Source organism: Mucilaginibacter sp. GW822-FHT03E02 (assembly GCF_058801545.1).
In genome coordinates, this window is the sequence record NZ_JBXANJ010000002.1 from 684,934 (window position 1) to 708,599 (window position 23,666).

Here is a 23,666-nt window from a genome sequence, read left to right on the forward strand (position 1 = left end):
GTCATAACAATTTTAGTATTGTATTTAAATCAAAAAGGTGATTAAATTTGTTTAATTAATCTAAATAGAATTTTCGATGAATATCAACGTATATACCGAATCAACGCCAAACCCGGCAACAATGAAGTTCATTGTGAACAAGTTGCTGATTAATGGCAGTGCCGATTTTGCTACTAAAGAAAGCGCCGATAAATCACCTTTCGCTAAGGAATTATATAAATTTTCGTTTGTAAATGGTGTTTTTTTCGCCAGCAACTTCGTTACCATCACCAAAACCGATGAAAGCGACTGGGCCGACGTTGAACCTATTATGAAAGAGTTTGTAAAGGGCGCGGTTGAATCGGAACTGAAGATCCAATTAGAAGAGCAATCCGAAGAAACAAACTTTGAAGGATCTGAAACAGAGGTTAAAATTCAGCAGATATTGCATGACTATGTTCGCCCGGCTGTTGAGCAGGATGGCGGCGCTATTTCCTACCGTTCATTTAATGAAGGTGTGGTAACTGTCGAGCTTCGCGGTTCATGCAGCGGTTGCCCATCGTCAACTATAACGCTTAAAGCCGGCATCGAAAACCTGCTTAAACGTATGGTTCCCGAAGTTACTGAAGTGGTATCTGAAGCACTATAATTTTTTGGATTTTACCGATTTTCAAGGTGATTTCACCGATATAACAAAGCTTCACTGATTAAGTTGATTCTCAATTAAAATCAGTGGAGTTCTTTGTTTAAAGCAGTCGGTCAAATCCAAAAAATCAAATCAGCACGATCACCTAAAATAATCGGTGAAATCACTTAATAATCGGTGAAATCCAAATTAAAAATATTTTTGTATCGCAGTCAGCATCTCCCCTGTTATTTTACTGTTTGTAGCAAGTAACTCCCTTGTTTCCAGTACTTCGCTGCCACCTTTAAAGTTCACGATATCGCCACCGGCTTGTTTAACAATTACTATTCCGGCGGCTACATCCCAGGCATTAAGATTATACTCGTAAAAGGCATCAAACCTGCCGCAGGCGGTGTAAACCAGGTCGACAGCTGCCGAGCCTATGCGGCGCAGGCCGTGGCTGCTTTTCATCAATTCGGTAAATAGTTCGATGTATTGGGCCTGCTTGGTAAAATCATAATAAGGGAAACCTGTAGCAATAAGACTTGTACTTACCGCGGTATTTTTGCTTACATGGATTTCATTGCCATTCAGATAAGCCGGAGCATCTTTCCATGCGTAAAAACATTCATCCTGGTTTATCTCGTACACAACTCCGGCCACCAGTTCATCATATTCTTTTAGTGCTATACTTACCGAATAAGCAGGCACGCCATGAATAAAATTGGTGGTGCCATCCAGCGGGTCGATGATCCAGTTATATCGGTCACCCACTATGGTAGTAGTTTTTTCTTCGGTGATGAAACCAGATTCGGGCAGTACTTTTTTTAAACCTTCAACAATGATCCGTTCAGCTGTTTGGTCAACGTATGACACCATATCATTAAGACCTTTGTATTCAATTTTATCAGGGTCGAACGCTTTGCGTTCCTGCCTGATAAATTCGCCTGCCTGTTTGGCAATTTCAATTACTTGTTGCGCTATGTTTTGCAGTTGCATGTTTACGTAATGATAAGCTGAATGAAAATACCTTGTGAATAAAAAAGCTTGCAAAAAACAAACTTAAAGCCGCGCCGATACGGGCTACGGGAGGGTAAATACCGAAAAACTGAATCAATATTTTTATTAGCCCAAGATTGGCGAAAAAACCAACACAGGCAACAGCTATAAAACGAAAAAACTGTTTATAAGCAGATGATTTTGACTCGGTAAAAACAAGCGCACGGGTAATGGCAAAATTGACAATTACCCCAAGCAAAAACGAGATGGCTAACGATAAAGTGGAATTACGGAAAGTGTATGAACCGATAAGATAAGTATGCCTGGCTAACAGGTTATGATAAAAAAGATAAAAAGCAGAAATATCGACAACAAAACCGGCACCAGCCGAAAGCACAAACCTGAATACCTGGTTATTTAACAGCTTATGAGCCTGTTTTTTATTAGCCATGCTGCAACGTAGCTGTTTTTTTATTTTTTAAACCATTTACAATTAACACAGCACCACCAATAACCATAATCAACGAGATCATTTCGGCTTGGGTAAAGCGAATACCAGCCACCTGATATTTTGTATTTACACGGATCAGTTCGATAAAAAACCGTTCAACACCGGCTAATATCATATAAATACCAAACAGGACACCTGAATTTTTTATCTGCTTGCGGATACTCCACAGGAATGCAAATAGTAACAGGCAGATGATACATTCATATAACGATGTTGGGTATACAGGGTATTGCAGTTCATGACAAAATTTACCTATGCAATTTGCAAGGGGAACGCCCTCGTCATTAACATTGTGCGGGAATTTAAAAGACCACACCCAATCAGGCGCCCAGCTCAACCATCCAGGTTTCGGCGCAAGGTTTACCACTCCCCAATCACCATCGCCCGACATCTGGCAGCCAACACGCCCTAACGCATAAGCCAGCATCATGCCCGGCCCGCCAATATCCAGCATATCTAAAGGCTTAACGCCATTTTTATTGGCTATATATAACACGGCCGCGCCACCGCAAATAAGACCACCATAAAAAGTAAGGCCGCTAAAACCTATTAGCATGCCAACCGGGTCTTTCATAAAATCGCCCCAGTTTTCAAGGGCATTAAATAACTTGGCACCTGCAAAGCCAAATATAGCGGCCCACAACAAAATGCTGCCCATCATTTCGTACGGGTGCACGGTTACTTCCCTGTTTTCGGGCTTGGCTAATTTTTGCTTTTCGCTTTCGTAATAAGCCCAGTAAGCAAAAGCTGCAGCGCCTATAATGCCACCTATCCAATTACCTCTTAATGACAGCAGGAAACCCTGTGTATCATCTAAAAGTGCATGATAATTTAATGCCGAATCGATTAATTTATAACCCAAAATAAAACCAAATACAGCATTACCGGCCAATTCGGCTGCCGAAGCAGGTTGCCCAACCAGTACCATTCTTTTTGATGAATGAAGTATCCCCAGTTTCTCTTTACGTTTAAATTCCTGAACAAAGGCCCAGTATGCCGCCATAAAAGCTATAGCCACAAAAAAACCAAATGTTTGTATAGGCAATGGAAAGTTAAAACCGAAAAGATATTGCAGAAGCGATGTTATGGTTGGAAACATAGGTTGTATTTTGAAGCGAAGATAGCGTTTTAATGAACTAATATTTCTTCGCCTTCTGTTATTTCGACATCACCATCCGGTGAAATATTTGTTAAGCAAACCTTTTTCAATTCGTTTACCAATATAGGATCGTATTTGGCTTTTACCTTTACATAGTTGCGGGTAAAGCCATGCATAAAGCCGTCTTTAATATCACCTTCAAATAACACCTCATCGGTTTTACCTAACTGGGTTTCGTAAAAAGCCCGGCGTTTTTTGTCGGACAATATGTGCAGCATTTTACTTCTATCCGCCCGGGTTGAACCAGGTACTACGCCTTTCATTTCGGCGGCCAGGGTATTTTCCCTTTCGGAGTAAGTAAATACGTGCAGGTATGAAACGTTCAGATCGTTTAAAAAATTATAGGTATCAATAAAATCTTCGCGTGTTTCGCCGGGGAAACCTACAATAACATCAACCCCGATGCAGCAACCGGGCATCAGTTCTTTTATTTTGGCCACACGGTTTACGTACAGATCGCGTTTATAGCGACGGCGCATCAGGCCGAGTATCTTGTCGGAACCAGATTGCAGCGGGATGTGAAAATGGGGAACGAATCGTTTTGAAGTAGCTACAAAAGCAATTATCTCGTCGGTAAGCAGGTTTGGTTCGATAGAGGAAATGCGGATTCGGTCTATTCCCTCCACCTCGTCGAGGGCTTTAACCAGGTCAAAAAACTTATCCTCCCGTTGCCCGTTGCGGATCCCGAAATCGCCCAGGTTAACACCTGTAAGTACTATTTCCTTTACGCCCGAAGCACTTATCTGTTTAGCCTGTTCAATTGCGTTGGCAATGGTGTCGCTCCTGCTGGCACCGCGGGCCAGGGGGATGGTGCAAAAGGTACAGGAATAATCGCAGCCATCCTGAACTTTCAGGAACGTTCGGGTACGGTCGCCGAATGAATATGCCGGTACAAACTGGTTGGCCTCGCTCACAGGTTGGTTGTATACAACTGCTTTGGGCTTTTTGGTAAGGTCGGTAATATGCTCAATGATCTGGAATTTTTCGGCAGCGCCAAGTACCATGTCAACGCCGGGAATTTCGGCAATTTCCTGTGGCTTTAACTGGGCATAACAGCCTACAATGGTTACGTAAGCATTCGGGGAGATTTTGAGCGCTTCCTTGACTATCTTTTTACACTTCTTATCGGCGTTTTCGGTTACCGAGCAGGTATTGATCACAAAAACGTCGGGCGTGTTTGAAAACTCAACCGTATCGTAACCGGCTTGGGTAAACATCCGGCCTATTGACGAGGTTTCCGAGTAATTAAGCTTACAGCCAAGTGTATAAAAAGCGACTTTCTTATTCATTGCAAGGTCGCAAAGATAAGCAATTAGTGAATTACTGAGTTACTGAATTAGTGATTTTACTTTGGGGTTAATTATTTATATCTAATCCTTCCGATAGCATGCACTAATAAAAATGCGATTAAAAGCAGCTTATGCCAATACTTTGCTCTTTAGCCGGGCGTATTCTTCTTCGCTTAGTATACCTTTTTCTTTTAGCATATGAAGTTCGTGTAATTGTTCGGACAGACTCCGTTGCGTTGCAGCACTATGATAGTCGGGGGGATTTACTACATTCTTTGCACCCAGCTTCCGTTTTACCAATGCGTTACAGGCATCAACCTGGCTGCCCAGGGTAAAAAGGTCGATAATCCACCCGATACCGGCCAGGCCAAGTGTGAAAAAATAAAGTATACCAATGCCTGCTTTATTGAGATAAAACTTGTGTGCACCAAATACACCTAAAAAAAACCACAAAATATATGCTGTTGACTTAGATTTCATTGTTCGGGTAACCTGGCGTTTAATTTGGGGTTAACTAAGGTAAACAATTTCTTAAGCTGTACAAAACATCCAATATAATTTAGGATGTGTGGGCTCCGGGCATTAGTATTAATTTCAATAGTAAGTTACTAATAATGAATCTATTAAATAACAGCCAATAAACTATAAAACAATAATTATATCCCCGTCCACTGGTAGCTTTCGTTCTGCAATCCCATCAGATCGATAACCCGGTTCACTACTGTCATAGCCAGTTCTTCGATGGTTTGAGGCTTGCTATAGTAAGATGGTATGGCGGGGCAAATAATGCCTCCCGCCTCAGTAACGGTGGCCATATTGCGGATGTGGATAAGATTTAAAGGCGTATCGCGGGCAACAAGGATAAGTTTGCGGCGTTCCTTCAATATTACATCAGCAGCACGGCTTATCAAATCGTCAGATATTCCTCCTGCTATCCGGCCCAGAGTACCCATCGAGCAGGGCACAATTACCATGGTATCAAACTTTGCCGACCCGGAGGCAAAGGGCGCCATAAAATCGTTTTTTGCATAAAACTTATAGTTTTGCTTGCTGTAATCGTCGTTCCCCAACTCAAAGCGCCAAACATCTTTCGCATTATCCGACATCACAACGGCAACTTCGGCAATTTGATCTTTTAGCTGGTTTAATTTTTTCAACAACAGGTGGGCATAAATAGCCCCGCTGGCGCCGGTGATGGCAACTACAATCTTCTTCTTCATTACTTCTCTCCAACAATCCAAAAATACGGGCACAAAAAAGGGTCGAATACAAGTACCCGACCCTACATCTACCTATGAAAAACATGCCCTTGAGAGGGCACTACAAATGTACTAACAGTTTTTATATTATAAAGCAAATTTGTAAAAATATTTTTACATTATTTTTTTGTTAAGGCAAGTTAGTATCTATCAAAGTTTGAATGATACCGTCAACCATACCTACCCGGGGCACATATATTTGTTTTATGCCCGCGTTTTTCATAACCGTCAAATAAATTTCGCAAGCCGGAATAATAACATCCGCCCTGTCCTGGTTTAAGCCGAGCACGTTAATGCGATCTTTAAGCGAAAAAGAATTAAGGTAAGTATACAACGATTTTAGCTTGACAAAAGCCATCGGGGTCTCGTCTCCCTCTTCGGCTAAGCGGTGCAGTTTATTAATATTGCCACCTGTGCCTATACCCAGTAACTGTTTATAACCCCGCGTATGTTCGCGGATGAACTCCTTCATTTCATCCCATGTTTCTTCTGTGTCCTGGTTGTCCAGAATACGGATAGTACCTATATTGAACGATTTGGAGGCCATTAACTCTCCGGCCGAAAACAAGGAAAGCTCAGTACTGCCACCACCAACATCAATATATAAGTAACTTTTACTTTTATCAATGGTTTGCTCGGCATGGCTGGCGTAAATAACCTTGGCTTCTTTGGAACCGTGGATGATCTCGAGGTCGATATTAGCCTGGTCTTTAATCAATTTAACCACATCTTCGCCATTTGTAGCCTCGCGCATGGCCGATGTGGCATAGGCCAGGTAATGGGTTACCTTATAAACATCCATCAAATTGCGGAAAGCGCTCATTGATTTTACCAGGTCGGCTGCCTTTTTATCTGAGATGCTGTGTTGGATAAACGCATCATCGCCCAGGCGTAAAGGTACCCGGATCAACGTATTTTTTTTGAACGAATAGGAACCGTGATTTTCAATAATATCGGCAATAAGCAGTCTTACTGCATTTGAACCAATATCTATAGCTGCGTATCTCAACTTTATTTGTTTTTAGTTTTCAGGTAATTGTATATCTCAATTTGCGCCCGGTGCGATTCGGCCGCGTTGGTTTTGTGGTATTTATTGCTGTTGGCACTATTTATTTCGCGCGCCTTGGTATTATCCTGCAATTGAATATTAATAATGTCTTTAACTTCCTTTTTTAAGCGCTCGTCTAAAATCGGGAAACCAACTTCAACCCTGGTATCAATATTGCGGCTCATAAAATCGGCCGAAGTAAGGTAAATCAGCTCATCCCCTCCATTACAATAAATGTGCACGCGGGCATGCTCCAGGTATTTATCCACGATACTTATCACTTCAATATTTTCGCTAAAACCTTTCACTCCCGGTACAAGGCAACACATACCCCTGATGATCATTTTTATTTTAACACCCGCGTTACTTGCCTGGTAAAGTTTACTGATAAGTCCTTCATCGGCAAGGCTATTCATCTTCAGAATCATGTAAGCCTTTTTACCTGCCTTCGCGTTTTTTATCTCGCTATCTATCAGTTTATAAATAGCCGGTCTGGAATCAACAGGTGATACAATCAGGGTTTTTAATCCTTTTGGCAATACATTTCTCTTCAGTGATTTAAATACAACATCCAAATCGTCGGTTATTTTCTTGTTTACTGTAAACAAAGTATGATCGGCATATATCCTGGCTGTCTTCTCGTTAAAGTTCCCGGTTGATAAACAGGCATAGTGCACAATCTTTTGTTTTTCAAGGCGGCTAACCAGGCATATCTTCGAGTGTACTTTGTAGCCTGCTATACCATACAAAACGTTCACGCCCTCTTCTTCCAGCCTGTTGCTCCAAAATATATTATTTTGCTCATCAAACCTTGCCCGCAGTTCAACCAAACAATTTACCTTTTTGCCATTTTTGGCTGCATTTACCAACGCGTGTACAATTCTTGAATTTTCGGCAAGCCGGTAAACCGCTATGCTGATCTCTTTAACTTTTGGATCGATAGCCGCTTCGCGCAAAAAGTGGATGATGTAATCATATGATTGATATGGCGTGCTTACCATATAATCTTTTTTTGCAATAAGGCCCAGCAGGCTTTTACCAAACGAAAGATCTTCTACCGGTAAAGCCGCATATTTAACAAACTCCAGATCGGGGCTGCCTACATTGGGGAACGAAATAAAATTTTTGAAGTTATGATACCTGTTACCAGGGATAAGACTTTCGCCATGCAACCCCATTTTGGTTACCAGGTATTTTAACATATCCATAGGCATCTCGGTATCATAAAGCAGGCGCATTGGGGTACCTTTCTTGCGTTTTTGAAGGCTTTTTGATAACGCATCTATGAATTTGCCGCTCACTTCCTTATCCAGGTCAAGTTCGGCGTCGCGGGTAAGCTGCAGCGAGTAGGCTTCGATGCTGTCATGCTCAAAAATGAAAAATATATCTTCCAGGCTGTACCTGATGATATCATCCAGCAGGATAATAAATTTCAGGTTGTTGGTTTCGGGCAGTACAATAAACCTCGAGAGGCTATCCGGAAACTCAATAAGTGCGAAGCGTGTTTTTTTATTTTGAGTAAGCTTTACAAAAAAATAAATCGCCCGGTCGCGCAATTCGGGTAGCGGCAAGCTGTCATCAAGCATGATGGGCACCAATGTGGCCAGCAGTTTTTCCCTGAAATAATTTTTAACGAACGCGCCCCGACTTACGTTAAGCTGCTTATCATTCAGGATGAATATCTTTTCTTCGGCAAGCTGCTTTACAATGATGTTTTCATACAGGTTATTAAACTTACGCTCCTGCTTTACAACAAGGTTCTTGATTTGGTTAAGAAGCTTTTTAGGATTATAGCCTAATATTTCTTTCGATTTTTCGTTTAAAGCGGCAAGCCGTGTCATCGTAGCCACCCTCACCCTGTAAAACTCATCAAGGTTTGACGAAAATATAGCCAAAAAGCGCACCCGCTCTATTAAAGGCACAGTCGGATCGGCAGCTTCCTGCAAAACCCTGTCGTTAAAATATAACCAGCTTATTTCCCTGTTAATTAATGGTGGTTGTTTATCCATAAAATTTGTGCCCCTTAGGCCACGTGTACAAAACTGCTTATTTATTTGTTAATTTAATATTAACTCATCTACATAAAACCTGTTTTTAATGATTATTATTTAGTGTGCTATGTAAACAAATTGATAATGGAGCTGTGTAAATGTTTACAATACATTAGTTTTGTAAACATTATAAACTCTTTTACTTATGCCAACATTTGATATAGTAAGCAAAATAGATGGGCAAACGCTTGATAACGCCATCAATACCGCTAAAAAAGAAATACTTAACCGTTACGATTTTAACGATTCAAAAAGCACTATCGACCTGGATAAAAAAACCAATGAAATAACCATTGTAACCGAAAACGAGATGCGCCTTAAAGCCATCCAGGATTCCATCATCGGCCGCATGGTGAAACAACACCTGGATTCAAGCGCGCTTGATTTTGGTAAAGAGCAATATGCATCGGGCAACATGATCCGCAAAGAGATAAAGGTTAAAGAAGGTATCGACAAAGAAACATCCAAAAAGCTGGTTAAAAAGATAAAAGACAGCGGCCTTAAGGTACAAGCCTCTATCATGGACGACCAGGTACGTGTACAAGGCAAAAAAATTGACGACCTGCAAGCGGTGATCAGCCTCTGCCGCGGCGAAAACTTTGGTCAGCCGCTGCAATTTATTAATATGAGGGATTAGGTTAAGGGGGATCGCCCCTGTCATGCTGAGGAACGAAGCATCTATTCGTGAACTTTGCAAGTGTTATACCTGGCGTAGAATAGATCCTTCGTTCCTCAGGATGACAGTATTTATTGCTGGTATCATTACTATTCAGCATGCACGATAAAACAATTTCAATAAAACACAAAAAGCGCAGTACCTGCGCCTTTTGTGTTCTATAATATAAAGTTAATTACCCTGCTGCTTCCATTTCTTTAACTTCATTTGGGCGGCCGTTTTTGAAGGCTTTGCGTGGTGTAAGGCCAAGCAACTCAAACATAGCCATATCGGTATCAAAGGATGGGTTTGGTGTAGTTAAAAGCTTTTCGCCTGCAAAAATAGAACTGGCACCTGCCATAAAACAAAAGGCTTGCTCAACAGTACTCATTTCGGTACGGCCGGCAGATAGACGGACAACCGAACGTGGCATAATAATACGGGCGGTAGCTATCATCCTTACCATATCCCAGATAGGTACGCGGGGCTGATCGGCCAGTGGTGTACCGGCTATGGGCACCAAAGCATTGATAGGCACCGATTCGGGGTGTTTGGGCAGGTTTGACAATGTTTTCAGCATCGAGATTCTGTCTTCAACAGTTTCGCCTAAACCAACTATACCACCGCTGCAAACTGTAATTTTTGCTTTACGAACGTTTTTAAGAGTATTTAACCTGTCGTCATAAGTACGGGTGGTGATAATACGTTTATAATCTTCTTCAGATGTATCCAGATTATGGTTATAGGCATACAGGCCCGCATCTGCCAATCGTTGCGCCTGGCTCTCGGTAAGCATACCCAGTGTACAGCATACTTCCATATCAAGGCTATTAACAGCCTTTACCATATCAATCACTTTATCAAAATCGCGGTTATCACGCACTTCGCGCCAGGCCGCCCCCATGCATAAACGTGATGCACCACCAGCTTTTGCTTTTTCGGCAGCAGCTATAACTTCATCTTTAGGCATCATGGCATGTACATCTACCCCGGTATTATAACGGGCAGCCTGTGGGCAGTAAGCGCAATCTTCAGAACAGCCGCCGGTTTTAATAGAAATCAGCGAACTGATCTGTACTTCGGCGTAATCCTTATTTTCGCGGTGTACGGTTGCCGCGCGGTAAACCAGGTCGAGTAATGGGGTATGGTATATTTCAGCTATTTCTTCTTTTGTCCAGTCGTATCTTACTTCAGTCATATCTCAAATTTTGATGGTTCAAATTTATAATAATATCGCATAAAACGCCAGTTACGCTCAATGCTTCAACAACAGCTTGGTAGCCAGATATAAAGGCAATAAAAATCCGGCGCAATCGGTAAAGGTGGTAATAATGATAGACGATGCCACCGCCGGATCTATCCCTACCCTTTTTAATACCAGTGGTATAGATGCACCGGTAATACCCGCGATGATGAGGTTACCTGTCATGGCTAAAAACAAAACCAGGCCAAGCATAGGGTTGGCATCATAAAACAGTGCAATGCAAAAAACAACCAGTCCGTTGGCGGCCCCGTTAAGCATGCCTACTAAAAATTCTTTTAATACTGTATTATATGCCTGGCTATCGGTAAGGTTACTTAACGATATACGCCTGACTGTTACCGCAAGGGCCTGCGTGGCTGCATTGCCGCCCATACCTGCTATAATGGTCATGTAAGCGGCTATGCCTTTCACCTGGGAAACGGTATCATCAAAGTGCCTGATCACCGATGCGGCCAGGTAAGCAGTGGCCAGGTTAATAACCAGCCATGGCAAACGACTTTTTACGGCATCTTTCCAGTTACCGCTCAATTCCTCGTCTTCAGATACACCCGAAATCTTTAATATATCTTCCGTATTTTCCTGCTCCATTACGTCGATGATATCATCAACGGTAACCCGGCCAAGCAGCTTCATATGGTCATCAACAACCGGGATGGTTGTTAAATTGTATTGCGATATCAGGCGGGCAACCTCTTCCTGGTCAAGCTCGGCCCTTACATATACAGGGTCGCGTTTTACCAGGTCGCTCACTTTGGCATCCGCATGGGCTTTTATAACATCTTTTATCGAGAGGATGCCTTGCAAGGTATCGGCATCGTCAACCACGTAAATGGTGTAAAACTCCTCCATCTCTTCCGATTGGCGAATGATCTCGTCCAGTGCCTCTTTTTTATCCAGCCTGATGTTTACTTTGATGAGTTCGGAGTTCATCAAACCGCCGGCAGTATCTTCGGCATAGTTCAAAAGCGCGCGGATGCTGCTGGCATCATCGGCATCAATATCTTCTAATATTTCCTGCTGCTCATCTTCATCAAGCTGGGATATGATGTCGGTTGCATCGTCATAATCCAGCTCTTCAACTATCTCGCTTCTTTTTTCAGGGTGGAGGTTCAGGAGCAGCTCGCCGGGGCTGTGCTCCTCATCCATTTCGGATAAAACTTCAGATGCAACGTCAGTCGGCAGGATATTGATGATCCTTTCCTTATCCTCCTGCTCAAGCTGTTCAAACAATAAAGCAATCTCCGAGGCGTGATATTCCTTCAGAACTTTCTCTAATTCAGCATCATCGGCCTCAAGGGCCGTTTTGATGCGGAGGAGATCGGTTTTATCTAAGTCAAAAGATTGCATATCCGACGAAAATAAACATTTATGCCGCAATTCAGCAATTAAAATGGGGTTAAATCGAGGTTAACATTAAGCTGAAAGTGATGCTTGTTTCATAAATACGTCAGGCCTTACAAACTATAATCATACCTCACTTTTACCCCGCTTACCTTTCCCAATTTACCCAAAACCTGCTCCACCTGCATTTTGCGGATAGACAGCTGCATGCTGCAATCATTATCAAACTGCTGTTCAAGCACCGGCAAATTTTCATCTTTAATAATCCGCATCACATCATTCATCTGCAGGTAATCAAACTTAATGGTGTAAATATCATTCACTGTTTTTTGAATGATAACAGCCAGCTTCAAGGCTTCTTCTGTAGCTACCTTGTAAGCGTTAATTAACCCTGGTACACCAAGCAGTGTACCACCAAAATACCGCACCACAACCACCAGGATATTGGTAACATCTTTTGATAACAGGATATTTAATATTGGCCGGCCGGCAGTGCCCGATGGTTCTCCGTCGTCATTCACCCGGTAAACAGATCTATCGGTACCGAGGCGCATGGCCCAGCAATGGTGATTGGCTTTAGGGTGTTCGGCTTTTAATTTGGCTACGATACCTTTGATATCATTATCGGAGCTGATAGGATAAGCAAAACCCAGAAACTTGCTGCCCCTATCACGGAATATACTTTCGGTTGGTTTTTCGATGGTTTGATAGGTATCGTCAAAAAGCATTATTTAGGAGCTAAAAACTGAAGGCTTAAAAGCGGAAAGCCTTGAAAAGCCATTCATGAGTACAATATTAAATTACAAATGCAAAAAGCCTAATGTTTGGGGGAAATAAATAATCACAATAGCCAATATCGCTACCAATAATCCTATTTTATTAAGGGTGCTTAATTTTTCCTTAAATATCAGCATACCCACCAGGGCCCCTACTACAATAACCCCAATGTTCATAGACGAAAACACCGATGAGGGATTATTTGCCAATGCTTTGTGCGCCTTCAGATAAAAAAGAATATTACCAAAATTAAACAAACCCAATACCCAGCCAATGAGGATATGCGGCCATGAGAAGCGCATTTTTTTTGTGAATACCTGGTATAACAAGCCGATAAACGACAACGTAAACGCAAGAATAAAGACAATAAAAATGGCTGTAGTAAAAGGCACGTTGTTAACCTTGGTGATCTGCTTCAGCAATACATCTATAATTCCAAACCCCAGGAAAACAATAAGCAGATAGATCCACGAACCTTTTTCAGTATTTTTATGATTAGGCCTGCCTGTTGTTTTTTGCCATGGAATTGAACAAAATATGGCAATAAAAGCCAGTGCGATACCAATGATCTTTATTGTATTTGAAGCCTCGCCAAATATCAAAAATGCAGCTATAATAGGAATAAACAGAGATAAACGCTGCGCAACATCTGTACGTACAATACCAGCCCTGCGCACCGATGCAGCCATAGCCAAAAACACAGAGGGAAATAAAATTCCAAGTGCCAGGTAATTAAATACAGGTGTATTTTGCAGGCCTGCAAGTGAAGGCCTGTAAAAAAACCAGGTAAGCAGAATAGCCGTCGAATAATTCCAGGTTACCGCCTGGTAAACATCAATGTGGTACCTTTTGGCCAGCTTAAGCATAACCGACACAATAACACTACAACAGATACTTAAAAAAACAAATAGCATAATTGGTGGTGGTGGAAGAATCAAGAGTTAAGAATCAAGAATTAAGACTTTTTGTCGGATGTTATGTTAATATGATGCAATAATCTGATTATTAACCACCCATATTTTCTTCTGTCTTGATTCTTGACTTTTGATTCTTGACTCTTATTTTTAATTCTTATTGGTTGTATAACGTTTGTAAACGGTCTTCTTCTATAAATGATTCCCCGGCAAGTATACCTGTTATTTGTGGTGATTTTATCCCTTTTGATAAAACAGTTTTCCCGGTAAAAATGCGGGCCTCATCCCAAAGCCCGGCATCAATAAACACCTGCAGGGTATACGTACCTCCTTCAATGATCACTGATTGAATGTCTTGTAAATATAATTGGTACAAAATGTATTGAGGCACATAGCGGTCAAAATCCTCTAATGCAATATACTTGTTTTTTCCTTCGGAATTAAATTCTATTTCATTAAAAATCAGTGTTTCAACAGATTGATCAAATACGTTGGCCCCCTTACTGAGTTCCAGCCTCCTGTCTATCACCACCCGTTTGGGCGGTCTCCCCTCCCAATACCGTACGTTTAATTGTGGGTTATCAATAGCAACGGTGTTTTTTCCAACCAAAATAGCATCCTCCTCGCTACGCCATTTGTGTACCAGTTTACGCGATTGGGTGCCGGTTATCCAAAGCTGGCTACCATCATCCGGCGCAAAAAATCCGTCATTGGTTTGCGCCCATTTTAAAATAATGTATGGCCGGTGCTTTTGTACTTTGGTAAAAAACCTGCGGTTAAGCCATTGGCATTCTTTTTCCAACACGCCGGTTATCACTTCAATACCGGCAGCTTTCAATTTTTCGATGCCTTTGCCATCAACCTGGGCAAAGGGATCGCGGGTGCCAACTACAACCAGCGGAATTTGATGCTTGATGATCAAATCGGCACAGGGTGGTGTTTTACCATAATGCGCGCATGGTTCTAATGAAACGTATATGATTGCTTGTTTAAGCAGTTCGGCGGCATTATCAAACTTAGTTAATACCTGCGTAATCGCGTTTACTTCCGCATGGGCTTCGCCATACTTTTGATGATAGCCCTCGCCTATTATTTTGCCTTCATGAACAACTACCGCGCCTACCATTGGGTTCGGGCTCACTTGCCCCGCGCCAAGCCCGGCAAGCTCAAGGCAACGCTGCATAAATTTTTCATGTTGAACCATGCTGCAAAAGTAGCTTTTATGTTACTTTGTTGCATGATTACCATTAAGGATGTTTTTGAAGATTACAAACAGCTGAACAAAGTATATGATGCTAACGAGGTGGAGGCCCTTACTTTATTAACTATCAGCCAGGTAACCGGCCTATCAAAAGCATCTATTAAAGCGTTCCCGGAACGGGAGCTAAACGATGAACAAGCCCAAAAACTAAAGAGCATTGTGACCGAATTGAAAACGGGCAAACCCATTCAATATATTTTAGGAGTTACCGAGTTTTATGGACTACCGTTTAAAGTAAATCCCAATGTGCTTATCCCCCGCCCGGAAACAGAAGAACTGGTAGAGTGGATATTGGCAGTTTGCAGTGGGCAGTTCTCAGTGGGCAGTTCTCAGTGGGCAGTGGGCAGTGGGCAGTTTGCAGATGGCAGTTCCCAGTCGGCAATTGGCAATGGGCAGTTTGCAGGTAGTATATTGGATATTGGTACGGGGAGCGGCTGTATTGCTATCAGCCTGAAAAAGAATTTACCACAGGCACAGGTGTCGGCAATTGATATATCTGAAGGTGCGTTGCAGACCGCCAAAGAAAATGCTGACTTAAATGATGTTCATGTGCAATTTATCCAGACCGATATTTTAGACGCGGCAACCACTCACCACTCACCACTCACTACTCACCACTCGCCACCGCTCACCACCCACCAAATTATCGTTAGTAACCCACCCTACGTAACGCTGGATGACAAAAAACAAATGCACACCAACGTAACCGATTTTGAGCCCCATACTGCGTTGTTTGTACCCCAGGATGATCCGCTGTTGTTTTACAGGGCTATTGCAGATTTTGCTTCGGGTAACTTAACCGCCGGGGGATATTTATTTTTTGAGATTAATGAGAGTTTAGGTAATGAAACCGTTGAATTATTAAGCGACAAACATTTTACCGATATTGAGTTGCGACAAGACATGAGCGGCCGCGACAGGATGATTGGTTGCAGATGGCATGTTACTTATCCTTAACTACCATGCCCTGGTAATTGTAGTAATTAAAGTAAAAAAACAGGTAGGCCACAACCAGGTTAAGCGGTATCAATATCCAAAGCAGGTGAAACATAATTACCCAAAACAACACAATAAATAAGGCCAGTATCCATTGAATATATTTATCCATGTTTAAGCCAAACCAGTAAAGCAGGCAATGGAAAAGCATGGCTGTACTTAGCCCTGCCAGTAATAATTCCACAGCCATCAAAGGGCTAAACCGGCTAAAAAGCCAAACGCTTTCGGGTATCAGCATAAAGAAATAAACACCCGCAAAATTCAGGAACAGCCTGAACCTGCTATAGGGCAGGTTACGCGAAAAACTTAGCCTCGTTTCTTCAAATCTGTGCGTCTCAAATATCAATACCACGTGGGCAGTTATCACGGCCAGGATGGCTATACCCGCCAGCCGTGAATCATTCTTCACATCGGCAAATAAATAAAAAACACCGGTTATAATTAACCACGACAATGCTTTGGTAACAAAGCACTGCACTTTCAGCTTATCAAAAACATGATAGATATAAAGGCTGAAGTAGGGCTTACGCCACTTGCTGCTCAGCTTTAACAAAAAGGATTGGCTGCTGCCGTCAACCAGCCGGTTTAATATCCGTGTATATATCAGCGTGCTACACCAAACTATGGCCGCTAAAAACAAAACCATCACCGCAGGCAACAGATAGTAGTGATGCGCCACACCTACGCAAACAGCCATTACAGCGTAAATGATAATAGGGCTTAAAATGATTGCTTGTGTACAGGCCCAGCTTTTTAATTGATGGTTGCGACTTAGCGCGTTGCTGCTGTAAAACAAAAACTGCTTTTCGGGTGCAAGCAATTGTACAGAAACGTAATGCCAGCTTTTGAAAACGTATAACAGCCAGCCGCCAATAACCACCAGGAGCATAACAGGGCTGCTGCACATAGCTAACATTAACGATTCATGATAGCTGATGAGCATATTGCCGGGCACACAGCCAACTAATATAAAAAATGTAAAAAACAATATGGGCGCGTGCACCTGGTAGAAACCAAAAGCAAATACCTTTACCAGCACATTGGTTAGCGGCTGCTTCATTACGCTATGAACTTTAAGGTTTGCTCTTCAACCAGTAACTCTCCCGCTTTGGGCAACTCATCAAGTTCAAGCGTTTGGTGTGATGAAAGCAGGAAGCTGGTACCTTGCTGAAGATGCCGTTTGGCAATCCAGTTGTTTAAGATTTTCAAGGATGCGGTATCAATGGTAATAAGCGGCTCGTCTAACAAGATCAGTTTAGGATTGCCCAGGAACGCCAACACCAGCGACAATTTTTTGAGCATACCGCTGGAGTAAGTCCCCACGGGTTGGCCAATGTAGCTTTGCATCTGCATGGTATCTATATAATGCTGCTCCTGCCCTGCCGGGGCATCTTTTGCCTGCGCAAAAAGGGCAATCATTTCTGTGCCGGTTAAAAATTCGGGGAAAACGGGCTCAGCTTCGGCAAAGTTTACCAGTTTGCGGTAAGCTACCGGTTGTTTTTTTATGCTGATGGCGTTATCCAACAAAATATCACCATCAAAAGATAAAATACCAGCGATGGACTTTAGCAGTGTGCTTTTACCGGATCCGTTAACTCCTTTTATCCAGTAAACGCCGGAGTTGATGGTAAGCCCATCTATTTTAAGCGCCGGGAAACCACCGTAGAGTTTCTTGAATTTTATGAATTGCAGCATTGTTGGTTTGATGGAAAAAAGGTCGGCTTTGTTACATGCTCAATAAAAAAGACGCATGTGATGCATCTTTTTTTGTGATCATGATCCCCTAATCACTTAAACTACAAATTAATGGTAACCCGATTTTTCAATATTATAAATATTTTCCAATGTACTATTGAAATTGAATTGCCACGTGTAAGTTTCGATACCGCCAGTTCCGTTTTTTACCCTAAAAGTGTGAATAAGGCTAAAACCTGAAAACTTATGTTTTTCAGCTCTAATTATTTTATTGTATTGGTCATGATCGTTAGAGATTTCAAGTAACTCATCGGCCATCTTTTTAACGCCAGGATTTATAAATAGAGAATCCAATTGAGTATAATCTACTGATTCATACGAATCAGGATCATTTAAGTTATGTTTCATGTATTCTTCAACAAGCTCATGAGCTTTCTGTTCATTGGAAACCGGAAAACTACTGCAACTGGCAAAAAAAATCATAGTAACTGCTAATAGGAAAAGTCTATTCATAATTGTGTCCGGTGCTATAAAATAATTGAAATAAAAGAACGCTTAGTTATTTAATAGTTAAAGAACTTCATTTATCAGCATTCCATAAAACTTACCCAGATCCATACCTGCTGCTCTTACCTGTTGCGGGATAAGGCTGGCTGCCGACTGGCCTGGCGTGGTATTTATTTCGATAAAATAGAAGTCGTTGGTTCCTTCCAGCAAAATAAAATCAACCCTTACCATGCCTTTGCAATTAAGGCGGATATAAACTTCGGTTACAATATCGGCTATCAGTTCAACCTGCGCGGGCGGCAAATCAGCCGGGGTTACCTCTTTGGTTACGCCAGATGTGTATTTGGCTTCGTAATCAAAAAAATCTTTAGTGGTTAATATTTCTGTTGCGGGCAGTACGGTAATTTTCCCGTTTAGCCGGGCTATACCTATGCTAAACTCACGGCCTTTAATAAATTCCTCTACCAGGATCTGCTCATCTTCGTGGAAAGCCTTTTTAAGCGCATCGGGCAAGCCGGCGACATTATAAACCTTGCTCATGCCTACGCTGCTGCCACCGTTGTTAGGTTTAATAAACAACGGAAACTTAAGCGTAGCCGCTATAATAGCCACGTCATGCATATCCTTTTCAAACAGGCGCATAGAATGTGCGGTATGCAGGCCATGTATGCCATTTACAATGGTTTTAGTGTAAGCCTTGTTCATGGTAATAGCCGATGTGGTGGCATCACACGTGTTATATGGTATGCCCAGCATATCCAGGTATCCTTGTATTTTGCCGTCTTCGCCGGGAGTGCCGTGTATTGTAATAAAAGCAAAATCAAATTTAATTTTCCCGCCATCCAGGGTAATGCTGAAATCGTTTTTATCAACATCAACCACACCGTGGCCGGCTTCATGAATCCATCGGTCGCGGTTTACATAAATGGTATAAACTTTATATTTTGAGGCATCAAGGCTGGCGGCAATATTTTTGGCGCTGTTTACAGATACTTCATACTCACCGGTAAAACCACCGGCCAAAAGGGCTATGTTTTTCATATTTGAGTCAGAAAGTCCGGAAGTCGGTAAAGTCCGGAAGTAAGGCTCAAATTTAATAATTATATGATGCGTCTGTAATTTAATTAGTCTTTGTCAACGACTAAAATGCGCATCGTTGCAACAAACTCCGGCTTCCCGACTTTCGGACTTTTCTGACTTTCCGACTCTCAAATCCAAAATTATCACTATGTTTGATACTTATTTGACGGTAATTATCCCTACGCATACCAATGAGCAAATTTGGTCTTTATTTAAAAACAAAATCATTCCGTTATAACCTTTTAGGTGCAATTGTTACAGTAGTTGTAGTTGTTTTAATTGCCTTTTACAGCCTGGGATATTACACTAACCATGGCTCCGGGATACCTGTACCAAAGCTTAAAGGCGAGAAAATTGATCGCGCTATGTCATTATTAAAAGAGCAGGGCTTTGGCTATAAAATAGATTCGGTTTATGTTGAGGATGTTGAGCCGGGAACCATTGTAGAACAGGACCCCGACGCCGGAACCAATGTGAAAGAAGGCCGCGTTATTTATTTAACCATGGTTACATTACAGGCACCGCCGGTGGCCCTGCCCGACCTGGAACAGGCCAGTTACCGCGAAGCAACGGCTACCCTATCCAACTATGGCTTAAAAATTGGCGATACCACATACCGGTCGGATATTGCCCGCGACCGTATACTGGAAGTGCGCTTTGGTGGCGTAATTATTAAAACGGGCTATAAGCTGCCTAAAGGATCGAAAGTAGACCTGGTTTTGGGCGATGGCGCAGGAGCAAGCGAGGTAGCCATACCCGAACTGATTAACCTTGATTTGGATGCGGCACGTTTTGCCATTAAAGGCGCAGGATTAACAATGGGCACAATAACTTACCAGGGGTCCATCACCGACTCGACCAATGTGGTTGTAACCGCGCAATACCCCATGAGAACCGACTCGTTGAGTAAAACCAGCATAGGTACACGCATGAACATTACTGTTTCACAAGGTGCAAAAACAAATGCAGCCCCAACAAATTAATGCAGCCGAATTACTTGCCCGGATAAACCAGGGCGAACAGCTCCATTTAATAGATGTACGCGAACCTATTGAATATCTCACCTATAACATCGGTGGGATTAATATTCCGCTGGGCGCTCTTGCAGGTAAGCTAAATAACCTGGGTTACAACAAAACCGATGAATTAATCGTTATCTGCAAAGTTGGCTTACGCAGCGAAACCGCTCAAACACTATTACTGCAAAACGGTTATCACAACGTTAAAAACTTAACGGGCGGATTGATTGCCATTCAAAAAATCAAACACTAATTGACACTAATTAAAGCGAATTGCACGAATTGAATTAATGAAAAAAATACAGATCTGATGGGTTATAATCTGCCCCTTAAAAATCAAATAAATTATCACCTTAATTTTCTAATTCATTTAATTTGACAACATTAGTGAAATTAGTGTGATAAAAACTAAATAATTACCATTTATAGCTAATTTATCATGACTGAGAAAAAGTCAAAATCAGGACCATTAAAAAAATTTATTATCGCATTTGTAATTGTGATTATTATCATACTGGCAGGCGTTGGTGTAAACTATTACTATAAATATTTTGGCCCCAATGTAACCGCCAAACAGGAGTACTTATATATACATACCGGCGCAACCTATGCCGACGTAATTAAAACCGTACAGAATGAAGGTATGGTTAAAGATACTGTTACCTTTAACTGGGCGGCTGTTAACATGAACTATACACACCGGGTTAAACCAGGAAGGTACCACCTGCACGAAGGCATGAGCAACCGTAAGTTCATCAACATGCTGGCATCCGGCACACAGGAGCCTGTACAACTGGAGTTTCATGGTTTAAGGCAAAAGGAACAATTTGCAGGTTTTGTGTCTAAAAAAATCGAACCAGATTCTGCATCCATCATCAACCTGCTGGATTCATCAAGCTACGTGGCCAAATATGGTTTTACTACCGATAATGTGTATACCATGTTTATGCCCAACTCCTACCAAATGTACTGGAATACATCGCCCGATAAATTCTTTAAAAAGATGTATGCCAACTACGAAAAGTTCTGGACACCGGAGCGTAAGCAGAAAGCTACCGCCCTTAACCTGTCGCAACAGGAGGTATCTGTGTTAGCATCAATAGTTGATGCCGAGGCTTTACATGACGATGAGATGCCGGTTATTGCAGGTTTATACCTTAATCGCCTTAAAAAGGGCATGAAACTGGAGGCAGATCCAACCGTGATATTCGCTTTAAATGATTTTACCATTAAAAGGGTATTAAACAGGTACCTGTCGTACAATTCGCCTTATAACACCTACCTGCATACAGGTTTGCCCCCTGGCCCTATCATGATGCCATCGGTTAATGCTGTCAACGCCGTGCTTGACCATCAAAATAACGATTATATATACATGTGTGCCAAAGCCGATTTTTCGGGCTATCATGCCTTCGCCAACAACATGGCCGATCATTTGGTGAATGCCCATGCTTTTCAGAAAGCGCTTAACGAACGCAACATCAAAAGGTAATGTTTGAGCATACCACCAAAATACGGGTGCGGTACGGCGAAACCGACCAAATGGGTTATATGTACTACGGCAATTATGCCGAATTTTATGAGGTTGGACGCGTAGAAATGCTGCGCAGCCTTGGATTAACTTATAGCGGCATGGAGCAATCGGGCATTATGATGCCTGTGCTGGAGCTTAAATGCAAGTACTTGAAGCCGGCTTTGTACGATGAGGAAATAAGCGTAAAAGTGATTATGGATAAAATGCCCGGCATCCGTATCCATTTCCGGTACGACCTAAGTAATGAAAAAGGAGAGTTGATTAATACCGGCGAAACTTTACTGGTTTTCATCAACATGAAAACAAACCGTCCCTGCCTGCCGCCGCAGGATTTTATAGATAAATTATTGCCTTTTTTTGAGTAAATTTGGTTAGATGAGATGGCTTCACCACTTTTTGCTGCGCTTTAAATTTTATCAGTATACTATAGAGTGGACAAAATATATCATTTTGCCAGGTTTTCGTCCGCTGCCGTTGTATACTGTTATTGATTTTTTTATTAAAGAAATCTCTAAAAGTTCGCTCATAAACAGGGCATATTCGCTTGCCTATAGTTTTATGATGGCTATTTTTCCGGCAACCATCTTTTTATGCACATTAATACCTTATATCCCAATAAATCATTTCCAGGGCAATTTGCTAAGTGTATTGGCATCGATAATGCCCACTGAGGCGTATCTGGCCTTTAGGGAGACTATTATAGATATCATCAAGAACCAGAATGGCAAATTGCTTTCTTTTGGTTTTTTGCTGACTATTTATTTTGCCACAAATGGCGTTATCAATTTAATGAAGGCATTTAACAAGGCATCGCTAATTACAGATAGACGACGCTGGCTAAAAAGACGCATTGTAGCCCTTGGCATCACCATGGCTATCTCCATGGCTTTTTTAATTTCCATAGCTATCATGATAGCCGGGCAGGCAGTTATAAGTTGGATACGATCACGTGTAGACAGTGAGAGTCATTTCTGGATCTATCCAATCATGTTATTCCGCTGGATAATGATCATCGTTATATTTTTTGTTACCATAGCATGCCTTTATCGCTACGCCCCTGCCCATAAGAAACGCTGGAAGTTTATAAACCCGGGTTCCGTTTTAGCCACTGGTCTGGCTGTATTAACCTCGTTGGGTTTTTCTTACTATATTAACAATTTTGCATCATACAATAAGGTGTACGGATCATTAGGAACTGTGATAGTCGCGATGCTTTGGATGTACATAAACTCGTTAATTTTGCTCATCGGATTCGAATTAAACGCGTCCGTAGAGCTTTCAAAACGAAGTTTACGGGTAGTAAAACCCCGTTACAACAGCTTCCGGCAGAAAAAAATAGACGATTTTCAAAATTAAGCTATTGACAATCAAATGCTTAATTCCATATATTAAGAAATTAAAAAAAAATCGTTATCCCGGCTTGCCAATTCGCCCCGGATTTGTACTTTTGTCCCCGGAGAGCTGGCAGAGTGGTCGATTGCGGCAGTCTTGAAAACTGTTGAACTGTGAAAGGTTCCTGGGGTTCGAATCCCTAGCTCTCCGCTTAATAAAAGCAGTCCCGCCCAAGCGGGATTTTTGCTTTTATAACTCCGGAGAGGTGTCAGAGTGATCGAATGTGCCTGATTCGAAATCAGGTGTACTGTTACAGGTACCGGGGGTTTGAATCCCTCCCTCTCCGCTGAATTTGATATCAAATTATCTAA

The 23,666-nt window shown here is 41.9% G+C and carries 25 protein-coding genes and 2 tRNA genes; 10 read left to right on the forward strand and 17 right to left on the reverse strand.

Going from position 1 to position 23,666, the window contains the following annotated elements; genetic code table 11:
- Positions 1 to 76: 76 nt before the first annotated feature.
- A complete protein-coding gene (locus tag AC1RM2_RS29605; RefSeq protein WP_147051710.1) occupies positions 77 to 628 on the forward strand; it encodes a NifU family protein in 552 nt (183 codons plus the stop codon).
- Positions 629 to 814: 186 nt separating this feature from the next.
- On the opposite strand, the gene AC1RM2_RS29610 is transcribed toward AC1RM2_RS29605, so the two are convergent.
- The 8 genes from AC1RM2_RS29610 to ppk1 all read right to left on the reverse strand — a co-directional run bounded on the left by AC1RM2_RS29610 (position 815) and on the right by ppk1 (position 8,878).
- Positions 815 to 1,603, reverse strand: a complete 789-nt coding sequence (locus AC1RM2_RS29610) for an inositol monophosphatase family protein (protein WP_492988752.1) — start codon at positions 1,601 to 1,603, stop codon at positions 815 to 817.
- The gene (locus AC1RM2_RS29615) at positions 1,569 to 2,054 is read right to left on the reverse strand and encodes a GtrA family protein (protein WP_492988754.1); all 486 of its coding nucleotides are present in this window, start codon (positions 2,052 to 2,054) and stop codon (positions 1,569 to 1,571) included. The genes AC1RM2_RS29610 and AC1RM2_RS29615 overlap by 35 nt, the downstream gene beginning before the upstream one ends.
- Complete coding sequence (locus AC1RM2_RS29620) at positions 2,047 to 3,213, reverse strand: prolipoprotein diacylglyceryl transferase (protein ID WP_492988755.1); 1,167 nt, start codon at positions 3,211 to 3,213, stop codon at positions 2,047 to 2,049. The genes AC1RM2_RS29615 and AC1RM2_RS29620 overlap by 8 nt, the downstream gene beginning before the upstream one ends.
- A gap of 29 nt (positions 3,214 to 3,242) precedes the next feature.
- Positions 3,243 to 4,562: a tRNA (N(6)-L-threonylcarbamoyladenosine(37)-C(2))-methylthiotransferase MtaB gene (gene mtaB / locus AC1RM2_RS29625; RefSeq protein ID WP_492988756.1), complete on the reverse strand. Its 1,320-nt coding sequence runs from the start codon at positions 4,560 to 4,562 to the stop codon at positions 3,243 to 3,245.
- Positions 4,563 to 4,691: 129 nt separating this feature from the next.
- The gene (locus AC1RM2_RS29630; protein WP_492988757.1) at positions 4,692 to 5,042 is read right to left on the reverse strand and encodes an NINE protein; all 351 of its coding nucleotides are present in this window, start codon (positions 5,040 to 5,042) and stop codon (positions 4,692 to 4,694) included.
- Positions 5,043 to 5,218: 176 nt separating this feature from the next.
- Entirely contained in the window at positions 5,219 to 5,782 is a 564-nt protein-coding gene (locus AC1RM2_RS29635; protein WP_492988758.1) for a UbiX family flavin prenyltransferase, read from the reverse strand.
- Positions 5,783 to 5,951: 169 nt separating this feature from the next.
- Positions 5,952 to 6,830, reverse strand: coding sequence for a Ppx/GppA phosphatase family protein (locus AC1RM2_RS29640; RefSeq protein ID WP_492988759.1), 879 nt, complete (start codon positions 6,828 to 6,830; stop codon positions 5,952 to 5,954).
- 2 nt (positions 6,831 to 6,832) lie between these two features.
- Positions 6,833 to 8,878, reverse strand: a complete 2,046-nt coding sequence (gene ppk1, locus AC1RM2_RS29645) for a polyphosphate kinase 1 (RefSeq protein WP_492988760.1) — start codon at positions 8,876 to 8,878, stop codon at positions 6,833 to 6,835.
- Between the two features lie 187 nt (positions 8,879 to 9,065).
- Between ppk1 and AC1RM2_RS29650 the strand changes: the two genes are divergently transcribed.
- Complete coding sequence (locus tag AC1RM2_RS29650) at positions 9,066 to 9,557, forward strand: YajQ family cyclic di-GMP-binding protein (RefSeq protein WP_492988761.1); 492 nt, start codon at positions 9,066 to 9,068, stop codon at positions 9,555 to 9,557.
- Between the two features lie 214 nt (positions 9,558 to 9,771).
- Here the strand turns inward: AC1RM2_RS29650 and bioB are convergent, their stop codons facing one another.
- From bioB to ribD, 5 genes are all read right to left on the reverse strand, one after another.
- Entirely contained in the window at positions 9,772 to 10,773 is a 1,002-nt protein-coding gene (gene bioB / locus AC1RM2_RS29655; RefSeq protein WP_090652680.1) for a biotin synthase BioB, read from the reverse strand.
- A gap of 57 nt (positions 10,774 to 10,830) precedes the next feature.
- Positions 10,831 to 12,186 carry a magnesium transporter gene (gene mgtE, locus AC1RM2_RS29660; RefSeq protein WP_492988762.1) on the reverse strand — a complete coding sequence of 452 codons (1,356 nt, stop codon included), beginning with the start codon at positions 12,184 to 12,186 and terminating at the stop codon, positions 10,831 to 10,833.
- Between the two features lie 107 nt (positions 12,187 to 12,293).
- Positions 12,294 to 12,908, reverse strand: coding sequence for an IMPACT family protein (locus AC1RM2_RS29665; RefSeq protein ID WP_492988763.1), 615 nt, complete (start codon positions 12,906 to 12,908; stop codon positions 12,294 to 12,296).
- Positions 12,909 to 12,980: 72 nt separating this feature from the next.
- Complete coding sequence (locus tag AC1RM2_RS29670) at positions 12,981 to 13,871, reverse strand: EamA/RhaT family transporter (RefSeq protein WP_492988764.1); 891 nt, start codon at positions 13,869 to 13,871, stop codon at positions 12,981 to 12,983.
- A gap of 157 nt (positions 13,872 to 14,028) precedes the next feature.
- Positions 14,029 to 15,075: a bifunctional diaminohydroxyphosphoribosylaminopyrimidine deaminase/5-amino-6-(5-phosphoribosylamino)uracil reductase RibD gene (ribD, locus tag AC1RM2_RS29675; protein WP_492988765.1), complete on the reverse strand. Its 1,047-nt coding sequence runs from the start codon at positions 15,073 to 15,075 to the stop codon at positions 14,029 to 14,031.
- Positions 15,076 to 15,108: 33 nt separating this feature from the next.
- On the opposite strand from ribD, the gene prmC reads away from it, so the two are divergent.
- Positions 15,109 to 16,089 (forward strand): peptide chain release factor N(5)-glutamine methyltransferase, encoded by a 981-nt coding sequence (prmC, locus tag AC1RM2_RS29680; RefSeq protein WP_492988766.1) that lies wholly within the window; start codon positions 15,109 to 15,111, stop codon positions 16,087 to 16,089.
- On the opposite strand, the gene AC1RM2_RS29685 is transcribed toward prmC, so the two are convergent.
- The 4 genes from AC1RM2_RS29685 to AC1RM2_RS29700 all read right to left on the reverse strand — a co-directional run bounded on the left by AC1RM2_RS29685 (position 16,076) and on the right by AC1RM2_RS29700 (position 19,371).
- Positions 16,076 to 17,188, reverse strand: coding sequence for a hypothetical protein (locus tag AC1RM2_RS29685; protein WP_492988767.1), 1,113 nt, complete (start codon positions 17,186 to 17,188; stop codon positions 16,076 to 16,078). The two genes, prmC and AC1RM2_RS29685, sit on opposite strands and share 14 nt — an antisense overlap.
- Positions 17,188 to 17,823: an ABC transporter ATP-binding protein gene (locus tag AC1RM2_RS29690; protein WP_492988768.1), complete on the reverse strand. Its 636-nt coding sequence runs from the start codon at positions 17,821 to 17,823 to the stop codon at positions 17,188 to 17,190. Before AC1RM2_RS29690 ends, AC1RM2_RS29685 begins: the two co-directional genes overlap by 1 nt.
- A gap of 108 nt (positions 17,824 to 17,931) precedes the next feature.
- The gene (locus AC1RM2_RS29695; protein WP_492988769.1) at positions 17,932 to 18,336 is read right to left on the reverse strand and encodes a hypothetical protein; all 405 of its coding nucleotides are present in this window, start codon (positions 18,334 to 18,336) and stop codon (positions 17,932 to 17,934) included.
- A gap of 57 nt (positions 18,337 to 18,393) precedes the next feature.
- Positions 18,394 to 19,371 (reverse strand): D-alanine--D-alanine ligase, encoded by a 978-nt coding sequence (locus AC1RM2_RS29700; protein WP_492988770.1) that lies wholly within the window; start codon positions 19,369 to 19,371, stop codon positions 18,394 to 18,396.
- Between the two features lie 230 nt (positions 19,372 to 19,601).
- Between AC1RM2_RS29700 and AC1RM2_RS29705 the strand changes: the two genes are divergently transcribed.
- From AC1RM2_RS29705 to AC1RM2_RS29735, 7 genes are all read left to right on the forward strand, one after another.
- Complete coding sequence (locus tag AC1RM2_RS29705) at positions 19,602 to 20,393, forward strand: PASTA domain-containing protein (protein WP_492988771.1); 792 nt, start codon at positions 19,602 to 19,604, stop codon at positions 20,391 to 20,393.
- Positions 20,374 to 20,682 (forward strand): rhodanese-like domain-containing protein, encoded by a 309-nt coding sequence (locus AC1RM2_RS29710; protein ID WP_492988772.1) that lies wholly within the window; start codon positions 20,374 to 20,376, stop codon positions 20,680 to 20,682. Before AC1RM2_RS29705 ends, AC1RM2_RS29710 begins: the two co-directional genes overlap by 20 nt.
- 186 nt (positions 20,683 to 20,868) lie before the next feature.
- Positions 20,869 to 21,921: an endolytic transglycosylase MltG gene (gene mltG, locus AC1RM2_RS29715; RefSeq protein ID WP_492988773.1), complete on the forward strand. Its 1,053-nt coding sequence runs from the start codon at positions 20,869 to 20,871 to the stop codon at positions 21,919 to 21,921.
- Entirely contained in the window at positions 21,921 to 22,328 is a 408-nt protein-coding gene (locus tag AC1RM2_RS29720) for an acyl-CoA thioesterase (RefSeq protein WP_439697830.1), read from the forward strand. Before mltG ends, AC1RM2_RS29720 begins: the two co-directional genes overlap by 1 nt.
- Before the next feature lie 10 nt (positions 22,329 to 22,338).
- Positions 22,339 to 23,319, forward strand: coding sequence for a YihY/virulence factor BrkB family protein (locus tag AC1RM2_RS29725; protein ID WP_492988774.1), 981 nt, complete (start codon positions 22,339 to 22,341; stop codon positions 23,317 to 23,319).
- 99 nt (positions 23,320 to 23,418) lie between these two features.
- Positions 23,419 to 23,505 (forward strand) — tRNA-Ser (locus tag AC1RM2_RS29730).
- Between the two features lie 49 nt (positions 23,506 to 23,554).
- A tRNA-Ser gene (locus AC1RM2_RS29735) sits at positions 23,555 to 23,641 on the forward strand.
- The last annotated feature ends 25 nt before the right edge of the window (positions 23,642 to 23,666 follow it).

Bases quoted from the DNA above. Each gene is read 5' to 3' on its own strand.
- AC1RM2_RS29605 (WP_147051710.1), top strand. From the start codon at position 77: ATGAATATCAACGTATATACCGAATCAACGCCAAACCCGGCAACAATG.
- AC1RM2_RS29610 (WP_492988752.1), bottom strand. From the start codon at position 1,603: ATGCAACTGCAAAACATAGCGCAACAAGTAATTGAAATTGCCAAACAG.
- AC1RM2_RS29615 (WP_492988754.1), bottom strand. From the start codon at position 2,054: ATGGCTAATAAAAAACAGGCTCATAAGCTGTTAAATAACCAGGTATTC.
- AC1RM2_RS29620 (WP_492988755.1), bottom strand. From the start codon at position 3,213: ATGTTTCCAACCATAACATCGCTTCTGCAATATCTTTTCGGTTTTAAC.
- mtaB (WP_492988756.1), bottom strand. From the start codon at position 4,562: ATGAATAAGAAAGTCGCTTTTTATACACTTGGCTGTAAGCTTAATTAC.
- AC1RM2_RS29630 (WP_492988757.1), bottom strand. From the start codon at position 5,042: ATGAAATCTAAGTCAACAGCATATATTTTGTGGTTTTTTTTAGGTGTA.
- AC1RM2_RS29635 (WP_492988758.1), bottom strand. From the start codon at position 5,782: ATGAAGAAGAAGATTGTAGTTGCCATCACCGGCGCCAGCGGGGCTATT.
- ppk1 (WP_492988760.1), bottom strand. From the start codon at position 8,878: ATGGATAAACAACCACCATTAATTAACAGGGAAATAAGCTGGTTATAT.
- AC1RM2_RS29650 (WP_492988761.1), top strand. From the start codon at position 9,066: ATGCCAACATTTGATATAGTAAGCAAAATAGATGGGCAAACGCTTGAT.
- bioB (WP_090652680.1), bottom strand. From the start codon at position 10,773: ATGACTGAAGTAAGATACGACTGGACAAAAGAAGAAATAGCTGAAATA.
- mgtE (WP_492988762.1), bottom strand. From the start codon at position 12,186: ATGCAATCTTTTGACTTAGATAAAACCGATCTCCTCCGCATCAAAACG.
- AC1RM2_RS29665 (WP_492988763.1), bottom strand. From the start codon at position 12,908: ATGCTTTTTGACGATACCTATCAAACCATCGAAAAACCAACCGAAAGT.
- AC1RM2_RS29670 (WP_492988764.1), bottom strand. From the start codon at position 13,871: ATGCTATTTGTTTTTTTAAGTATCTGTTGTAGTGTTATTGTGTCGGTT.
- ribD (WP_492988765.1), bottom strand. From the start codon at position 15,075: ATGGTTCAACATGAAAAATTTATGCAGCGTTGCCTTGAGCTTGCCGGG.
- prmC (WP_492988766.1), top strand. From the start codon at position 15,109: ATGATTACCATTAAGGATGTTTTTGAAGATTACAAACAGCTGAACAAA.
- AC1RM2_RS29685 (WP_492988767.1), bottom strand. From the start codon at position 17,188: ATGAAGCAGCCGCTAACCAATGTGCTGGTAAAGGTATTTGCTTTTGGT.
- AC1RM2_RS29690 (WP_492988768.1), bottom strand. From the start codon at position 17,823: ATGCTGCAATTCATAAAATTCAAGAAACTCTACGGTGGTTTCCCGGCG.
- AC1RM2_RS29695 (WP_492988769.1), bottom strand. From the start codon at position 18,336: ATGAATAGACTTTTCCTATTAGCAGTTACTATGATTTTTTTTGCCAGT.
- AC1RM2_RS29700 (WP_492988770.1), bottom strand. From the start codon at position 19,371: ATGAAAAACATAGCCCTTTTGGCCGGTGGTTTTACCGGTGAGTATGAA.
- AC1RM2_RS29705 (WP_492988771.1), top strand. From the start codon at position 19,602: ATGAGCAAATTTGGTCTTTATTTAAAAACAAAATCATTCCGTTATAAC.
- AC1RM2_RS29710 (WP_492988772.1), top strand. From the start codon at position 20,374: ATGCAGCCCCAACAAATTAATGCAGCCGAATTACTTGCCCGGATAAAC.
- mltG (WP_492988773.1), top strand. From the start codon at position 20,869: ATGACTGAGAAAAAGTCAAAATCAGGACCATTAAAAAAATTTATTATC.
- AC1RM2_RS29720 (WP_439697830.1), top strand. From the start codon at position 21,921: ATGTTTGAGCATACCACCAAAATACGGGTGCGGTACGGCGAAACCGAC.
- AC1RM2_RS29725 (WP_492988774.1), top strand. From the start codon at position 22,339: ATGAGATGGCTTCACCACTTTTTGCTGCGCTTTAAATTTTATCAGTAT.